The following is a 6,430-nucleotide window of genomic DNA, read 5'->3' on the forward strand; positions in this document are numbered from 1 at the left end:
ATCTCAGCGTCAAAGTACTCCGCTTAGAGAGGTTACGGGTAAGAAGAGAAGAGGATAGAGGGAATAGGGCTTGAGTGGATTACTCCTCGCCCTCCTCTTCCTTCATATTGTGGAAGACGTTTTGCACGTCTTCGTCTTCTTCGATTCGCTCGATGAGCTTCTCGATCTGTTCGCGCTGCTCGGCGGTTACCTCTTTCGTATCGTTGGGTATGCGGACGAATTCGGCCGAAGCGATCTCATAGCCTGCATCTTCCAGATATTTCTGGATGTTGGAGTTCTCCGAAAAGTCACCGTAGAGAATGATCTCGTTTTCGTCCTCTTCCAGTTCGTCCACACCGTAGTCTATCAGTTCGAGTTCAAGGCTTTCCAGATCCATATCGTCTTTCTTGACGATGTGAAATACGCATTTGTGCTGGAAGAGGAATTCCAAGCTGCCGGAAGTACCGAGCGATCCGCCATGTTTGTTAAAGTAGCTGCGTACATTGGCCACGGTACGTGTGGTATTGTCCGTAGCTGTCTCCACGAAGATCGCGATGCCGTAAGGACCATAGCCCTCATAGTTCATCTCCTTGTAGTCGGTATAATCCTTGGAGGTAGCTTTTTTGATGGCGCGTTCCACGTTCTCCTTCGGCATGTTCTCCTTCTTGGCTGTCTGCACGAGGATACGCAGACGCGGATTGGTCTCCACGTCGGGGCCGCCTTCTTTGGCAGCGATGGTGATTTCCTTTCCTAACTTGGTGAAGACGCGGGCCATATTGCCCCAGCGTTTCATTTTCCTTGCTTTACGATATTCAAATGCTCGTCCCATAATGATATGTCGATTCTTATTTTGTCGATTTTCGTTTGATTGTCAGCGGAGTTGCGCACCGAGCTTTTGCTCCAGAGTCGTCCGTATCTTAGCCATGATAGCCTCTATCTGTTTGTCGTTAAGCGTCTTCTCATCATTGCGCAGGAAGAAGCTCACGGCATAACTCTTCTTTCCGGCAGGCAGGTTCTTTCCCTCGTACACATCGAATAGTTCCACCCTGCGCAGCAGTTTCTTCTCACAGCCACGAGCCAGTGATTCTATTTCGGCAAAGGAAACAGCTTTATCCAAAAGCAATGCCAGATCCCTCTTTACTTCGGGGAAACGAGGCAGATCGCGTGCCTCCAATTTGTATCGGGCCGATTCGCTCATGAGGGCATCCCAAAGCAATTCGGCGAAGTAAACGGGTTGCTCGATGTCGAAGCGTTTGATCTGTTCCGTTGATACCGTTCCGAATGTACCCAACAGTTTGCCCGAACGAGTCTTGACCTCCATGGCAGATGCGTACAGATCATTGTCAGCTGTCTCCAGCGTATAAGCTCCGGTTTCGATCCCAACGCGACAAAGCACCTGCTCCACCACAGCTTTCAGCTCAAACACCGAAGTCGGTTCTTCGGGGTGTGCCCAGCTATTGTGCACCCGTTGTCCGCATATCCAAATGCCGAGGCGATCGTCCTCTGCATAGGCTGAAAGGGGAGTCTCGTCCGTGCGCTTTGCGGCATGGAAGCGATAACATTTACCCCATTCAAAGAGATAGAGGGAGAGATGCTTACGACGGAGATTGTGGCTGAGCGTCTCCAATCCCCCGAATAGCAGAGTCTGTCTCATGCAGTTTAGCTCCTGACTCAGCGGATTCATCAGCTCCACGGCCATCTCTCTCGGATGGGTCTTAAGGCCTTCGTAATAAGAACCGGCCGTAAGCGAATTGTTGAGTATCTCATTGAAGCCGGCTCCGACCAATTGTTCGGATACGACTGTCTGCCATTTGTAGCGACGATCCGTTTCTGTCTCGTGTCCCAAGCTGGCACGGATATAGCCCGTCAGCTCCACTTGGTTGTAGCCATAGATGCGCATGATCTCTTCGATCACATCCACATCGCGGGTCACATCCGTACGATAGCGTGGTACTTCCAACGTCATTACCCCGTCTTCTTCTTTGCTGATGCGAATTTCAAGACTGTCGAGGATGCTCCGTACCGTCTCAGGCTCTATCGTTCTGCCTATCACGCTGTTCACTTTCTCGAAAGACAAACAGATTTGGTGCGGTTTCAGAGGATTGGGATAGACATCTGTCATCCCACCGAGACGGCCTCCTGCAATCTCCAATATAAGCGAAGCAGCACGACGCAATGCCCAATCCGTGCGCTCCGGATCCAGTCCGCGCTCGAAGCGGAAAGAACTGTCCGTATTGAGACCCAATCGACGAGCCGTACGGCGTACCATCGTCGGGTTGAAGTTGGCACTCTCGAGGAATATGTCCTTCGTCTTTTCCGTTACACCGGAGTGAAGACCACCGAAAACGCCCGCCACACACATGGGATCGCCGTTCGAATCGCATATCATCAGATCCTCGGCCGTCAGCTTACGCTCCACTCCATCCAGTGTGACGAACGGAGTACCCTCGGCTACTGTCTGCACATGAACTTGGTCTCCCTTGATAAAAGCCAAATCGAAAGCATGAAGAGGTTGACCGAACTCATGAAGGACGTAATTCGTAATATCCACGATGTTATTGATCGGACGCAGGCCGATCGCCTGCAACCTGTTGCGCAGCCATTCGGGGCTTTCTCTTACCGTAATGCCTTTGATCACCAATCCCTGATAGCGTGGGCAGGCCGTAGCATCTGCCACTTTCACTTCTATTCGACTGTCGATGATGTCCGTCGGCAGGTTTACCTCCGGCAGTTTGAGTTCCGCAGGTACACCATTACGTTTCAGGCTGGCCGCCAAGTCGCGTGCCACGCCATAGTGCGAAGTGGCATCCACGCGGTTGGGTGTAATGTCCACTTCTATGCAATAATCACTTTCTACATGGTAGTACTCGGCGGCAGGCATCCCCACGGGCGCATCGCTCGGCAGGACGATAATCCCGTCATTCGACGAGCCTACACCGATTTCCACTTCGGAGCATATCATTCCGAAACTCTCCACTCCGCGAATCTTGGATTTCTTGATGGCAAACTCTTCTTCTCCGTGATAGAGCGTGGTGCCCACCGTTGCCACTACCACCTTTTGTCCTGCGGCCACATTGGGTGCACCGCAGACAATTTGCAAAGGCGCATCCGCCCCCACATCTACCGTGGTGATATGCAAATGATCCGAATTCGGGTGTTCCTCACAAGTCAGAACATGGCCGATGACCAAACCTCGCAAGCCTCCCCGAATCGTTTCGATCTCTTCTACACCGCCGGTCTCCAGACCGATGGAAGTGAGCGTGTCGGCTATCTCTTGCGGAGAGAGGGCGCAGGGCAGGTACTCCAAGAGCCATTTGTATGAGATATTCATCTTTGTTACTCCTTAGTTGTATATGTGCTTCAGAGACTCATGGGTCAGGTCTCAAACGCGATTATTATATGTAAGCCCACAAATTTAGCGTTTTTCTCGGGGAGTGTTTGTTTTATGTTCGTCTTGCGCTGATTTGCACCCTCCGAGTGCTCTGCTTTTCGTTCTCCCAAAGATTCTGTCTTTCCTTTCCGGTCTGAAAAATTCGGTGTATTTCGGGCTGTAAAACGTGGTCTGAGAATATTTTTGTTTTGGCGCGGGAGTTGAAAAAATCTCGCGCCGGAACGAAAAGATTCTCGCGCCATTTTTTGGGGATTTTGGTTTGAGATTTGGGCGATTTTCGGTTCGAGTTTCGGCTTGTTCGATTGGTGCCTCTGTTTTTTTCGACACCCTTCTCTTTCCCTTGTACCCTTTATTCCGGACCAACCGCCAACATTTCGGTCAAAAAATCTTTTTTGTGCGAGGAAAAAAACATCTTCTCATTTCTTTTCGTTTGCGGTCTTTTTAATTGCTCTTACGCGCGCGAACATATTAATATATGCTCCCTTTTGTCTTCTTTCTTGGGAGGGAGTCCTTTTCTTCGGGGGCTGTTTTTTTGTCGAACCGGTTGAAAAAAGAATTTGAAAGATTTGTCTGTAAAGAAAAAAGGCGTACTTTTGTGACCGCAAAAGCGATTCCTGCCCGATTGATAGAGGAATTGTTCCGCCGAGCGCGTCGGGATTCTTTTTTGGGGGGGATCAGGCGACGAGCTTTTTCATGAGCGTCAGCCCTGAAAAAAGAGCCGATTGATTTTGCCGATTCGGAAAAAGGTTTTACTTTTGCACCCACTGTCCGCCACATGAAGGGTTTCGATCCGGAGATTGGGGAGGGCAGTCGGAGCGCGATCATTGACATTGTTCATACGAAGAACAAAAGTGTAGTACAAGAAGGAGAGAGAAGGGCTTCGCCATTTCTTGCAGGATTTCTGCCCCCTCGCAGAGAGAGGAGGGCGGATTTACCGGCTGTTATTGACGAAACCGTCTCTCGACGAGGACATATACTCTGTCAAAGAGAAAAACGAAAAGACCGAGAGAGAAAAAGAAACCGAGGTGTACTACCTGATAAATCGAATTATCCAAAGGGTAATAATCGGCGTCTGAGCGATAATAACAGAAGCAAACAAACACACAAATATGACAGTGGAGAGTTTGATCCTGGCTCAGGATGAACGCTAGCGATAGGCTTAACACATGCAAGTCGAGGGGCAGCATGATCTTAGCTTGCTAAGGTTGATGGCGACCGGCGCACGGGTGCGTAACGCGTATGCAACTTGCCTTACAGAGGGGGATAACCCGTTGAAAGACGGACTAAAACCGCATACACTTGTATTATTGCATGATATTACAAGGAAATATTTATAGCTGTAAGATAGGCATGCGTCCCATTAGCTAGTTGGTGAGGTAACGGCTCACCAAGGCGACGATGGGTAGGGGAACTGAGAGGTTTATCCCCCACACTGGTACTGAGACACGGACCAGACTCCTACGGGAGGCAGCAGTGAGGAATATTGGTCAATGGGCGAGAGCCTGAACCAGCCAAGTCGCGTGAAGGAAGACTGTCCTAAGGATTGTAAACTTCTTTTATACGGGAATAACGGGCGATACGAGTATTGCATTGAATGTACCGTAAGAATAAGCATCGGCTAACTCCGTGCCAGCAGCCGCGGTAATACGGAGGATGCGAGCGTTATCCGGATTTATTGGGTTTAAAGGGTGCGTAGGTTGTTCGGTAAGTCAGCGGTGAAACCTGAGCGCTCAACGTTCAGCCTGCCGTTGAAACTGCCGGGCTTGAGTTCAGCGGCGGCAGGCGGAATTCGTGGTGTAGCGGTGAAATGCATAGATATCACGAGGAACTCCGATTGCGAAGGCAGCTTGCCATACTGCGACTGACACTGAAGCACGAAGGCGTGGGTATCAAACAGGATTAGATACCCTGGTAGTCCACGCAGTAAACGATGATTACTAGGAGTTTGCGATATACCGTCAAGCTTCCACAGCGAAAGCGTTAAGTAATCCACCTGGGGAGTACGCCGGCAACGGTGAAACTCAAAGGAATTGACGGGGGCCCGCACAAGCGGAGGAACATGTGGTTTAATTCGATGATACGCGAGGAACCTTACCCGGGATTGAAATGTAGATGACTGATGGTGAAAACCGTCTTCCCTTCGGGGCTTCTATGTAGGTGCTGCATGGTTGTCGTCAGCTCGTGCCGTGAGGTGTCGGCTTAAGTGCCATAACGAGCGCAACCCACATCGGTAGTTGCTAACAGTTTTCGCTGAGGACTCTACCGAGACTGCCGTCGTAAGGCGTGAGGAAGGTGTGGATGACGTCAAATCAGCACGGCCCTTACATCCGGGGCGACACACGTGTTACAATGGGAGGGACAAAGGGCAGCTACCGGGCGACCGGATGCGAATCTCTAAACCCTTCCCCAGTTCGGATCGGAGTCTGCAACTCGACTCCGTGAAGCTGGATTCGCTAGTAATCGCGCATCAGCCATGGCGCGGTGAATACGTTCCCGGGCCTTGTACACACCGCCCGTCAAGCCATGGGAGTCGGGGGTACCTGAAGGGCGTAACCGCAAGGGGCGCACTAGGGTAATACCGGTGACTGGGGCTAAGTCGTAACAAGGTAGCCGTACCGGAAGGTGCGGCTGGAACACCTCCTTTCTGGAGTTCGGACCGATTGACATAAACGGTTGCCCGAAAAATTAAGGAGAATTGGTTGAAGGTAGGGTTTTTTGCAACGGAACCGGTGTCGGAGATTTATCCGATCGGGGGAAGAAGAAAAGACCATATATCGCCTTCGGTTTCGGCTCTCGGCTTTTTTTTTATCCGAAAAACTTTACTGCACGGCGAAAAGCCATATTTGTTCGACGTATGAATAAAACGAATATAACCTGCGGATATTCCGATGCAATCAATCGGGATGTCCGGGAGGGTGTTCTCTCTCTTGGATCGAAGATGGAGAGATACCGGAAGATAAGGAGTCTTTCCCTCCCCCGAGGCCTTGGTTCGTTTATCTTTCGAGCTTTCCCTGCTTCGAACTTTGCTTCTTTTTTTGAAGCGAGGCAAAAAGGGCAAAA

General features: G+C 50.5%; 3 protein-coding genes, 1 rRNA gene and 1 pseudogene. 2 read left to right on the top strand and 3 right to left on the bottom strand.

Translation table 11 applies throughout. From position 1 onward, the window contains the following. Window positions 1–79: 79 nt before the first annotated feature. The 3 genes and pseudogenes from PGN_RS09670 to PGN_RS12060 form a co-directional block, all read right to left on the bottom strand. Window positions 80–808: a YebC/PmpR family DNA-binding transcriptional regulator gene (locus PGN_RS09670; RefSeq protein ID WP_004583754.1), complete on the bottom strand. Its 729-nt coding sequence runs from the start codon at window positions 806–808 to the stop codon at window positions 80–82. Between the two features lie 42 nt (window positions 809–850). Next, window positions 851–3,310, bottom strand: a complete 2,460-nt coding sequence (pheT, locus tag PGN_RS09675) for a phenylalanine--tRNA ligase subunit beta (protein WP_012458713.1) — start codon at window positions 3,308–3,310, stop codon at window positions 851–853. Between the two features lie 112 nt (window positions 3,311–3,422). Then, window positions 3,423–3,563, bottom strand: a pseudogene (locus PGN_RS12060) (hypothetical protein); the annotation flags it as partial. Here PGN_RS12060 and PGN_RS11440 point away from each other — a divergent pair. Beyond that, window positions 3,559–3,633 carry a DUF1661 domain-containing protein gene (locus PGN_RS11440; protein ID WP_125026755.1) on the top strand — a complete coding sequence of 25 codons (75 nt, stop codon included), beginning with the start codon at window positions 3,559–3,561 and terminating at the stop codon, window positions 3,631–3,633. The pseudogene PGN_RS12060 and the gene PGN_RS11440 overlap by 5 nt on opposite strands. A gap of 849 nt (window positions 3,634–4,482) precedes the next feature. Beyond that, window positions 4,483–6,014: ribosomal RNA gene (locus PGN_RS09695) — 16S ribosomal RNA — on the top strand. Window positions 6,015–6,430 lie beyond the last annotated feature (416 nt).

The sequence above is a fragment of the Porphyromonas gingivalis ATCC 33277 genome, from assembly GCF_000010505.1.
Taxonomy (GTDB): domain Bacteria; phylum Bacteroidota; class Bacteroidia; order Bacteroidales; family Porphyromonadaceae; genus Porphyromonas; species Porphyromonas gingivalis.